1 protein-coding gene is annotated in these 794 nt (G+C 44.1%); it reads left to right on the top strand.

From position 1 onward, the window contains the following. A partial coding sequence (locus LD39_RS21550) for a DUF3048 C-terminal domain-containing protein (protein WP_035554011.1) occupies positions 1-709 on the top strand: 709 nt, incomplete at its 5' end. Positions 710-794: the final 85 nt, after the last annotated feature.

Genomic DNA, 794 nt, shown 5'->3' with positions numbered 1-794 from the left:
TCCTGATACAATTGGACCGATAAGAAGCGCTCGTCCGTATTACTTTGAGATTGCTTCAGGATTTGACTCGGTGTACGTCTATCACGGAGCATCCACAGCTATCAATCGTCAAGTCGCTGCCAATGGCATCCATTACTTGGACGGCACAATGTACGACGACAATGGATGGCTGTTCAAGCGTAGTCCTGAACGTTCAGCGCCCCATAATTCCTATTTGCTTACATCGGGACTGGAAGAAGCGTTGACGAATAAAGACTATCCAAAGACTCGAAAAATTGAACCACTCCCATTTTCAAAAGAGAAACAACCAATAAAAGGACAGGATGTTGACAACGTAACGATCACGTATTCGGAATCTCCTCAAGAAGTTGTAACGTTCACGTACGATCAGGAGCAAGAGAAGTTTTTACGATCAAGCGACGGTGAATCTACAGTCGATGCTTCGAACAATGAGCGGATCGCCGTCAATAATGTCCTGATTGTCGAGACTGCTCATCAGATCATCGATAGTAAAGGGCGCCGGGACATCGATTTAACATCCGGTGGAAAAGGGTATTTGATCCAAAAGGGTCAAATGAAAGAGATACAATGGCAAAATGTCGATGGACGCATTTTGCCTTATGACAATGATGAACCTCTTGGATTCCTTCCAGGACAAACATGGGTGAACATCATTCCGGAAAATGCAGCCGTCACAGCTAACGAATAGAGGAGGACTGATGCTATGCAAATAGATAAACTACGAGGAAAAACGCTCGACCAACTTTTTGAAGCGATTCTTTCACTAAAAAATG

This window comes from Halobacillus sp. BBL2006 (assembly GCF_000786645.1).
Classification (GTDB): domain Bacteria; phylum Bacillota; class Bacilli; order Bacillales; family Halobacillaceae; genus Halobacillus.
The sequence above is the reverse complement of the archived record's forward strand: the minus strand, read 5'-3'. Positions and strand labels throughout refer to the sequence as shown.